The following is a 561-nucleotide window of genomic DNA, read 5'->3' on the forward strand; positions in this document are numbered from 1 at the left end:
GGTGCAAAGAGGTTGATTCTGTTTACAATTGTTTAACTTAATTGCATATCCTTGTTTGAAAAGTTCGATATTTGCTCACTCGAAAGATAGTTTTCTATACAAGCGCACTCTGCACTCAAGAACAACACAAACAAAAATATGAAGCGCAGTCTAATTAAATGAAACTAATATGCTGTATTTAAAGTTATTTTTTGTTAATAACCACCTCTATCACAGAAATTAATCCTGAAGCACATACAATTCCCTTGATTTCGAATAAGCGCTAATTTTTTCGTTCGAGCATTTAAACTCTTCCTTCGCCCAATAATTATGAGGTTCCTATGTTTGGAATATTCAAACCTATGGCGCATATCGATCGCTTGTCATCAGATAAGATCGATAGCACCTACACACGACTACGATGGCAGCTGTTTCTCGGCATCTTCGTTGGCTATGCGGGGTATTACTTAGTCCGTAAAAACTTTAGTTTGGCGATGCCTTATCTCATTGAACAAGGTTTTAGCCGCGGAGAACTAGGGGTTGCATTAGCGGCGGTATCTATCGCTTACGGCTTATCTAAGT

1 pseudogene is annotated in these 561 nt (G+C 38.3%); it reads left to right on the forward strand.

The window, feature by feature from the left end:
- Nucleotides 1-320 precede the first annotated feature (320 nt).
- A pseudogene (gene glpT, locus AB4653_RS28915) lies at nucleotides 321-561 on the forward strand (glycerol-3-phosphate transporter); the annotation flags it as partial.

The sequence above is a fragment of the Vibrio sp. 10N.222.48.A3 genome (assembly GCF_041475345.1).
Lineage (GTDB): Bacteria > Pseudomonadota > Gammaproteobacteria > Enterobacterales > Vibrionaceae > Vibrio > Vibrio tasmaniensis_A.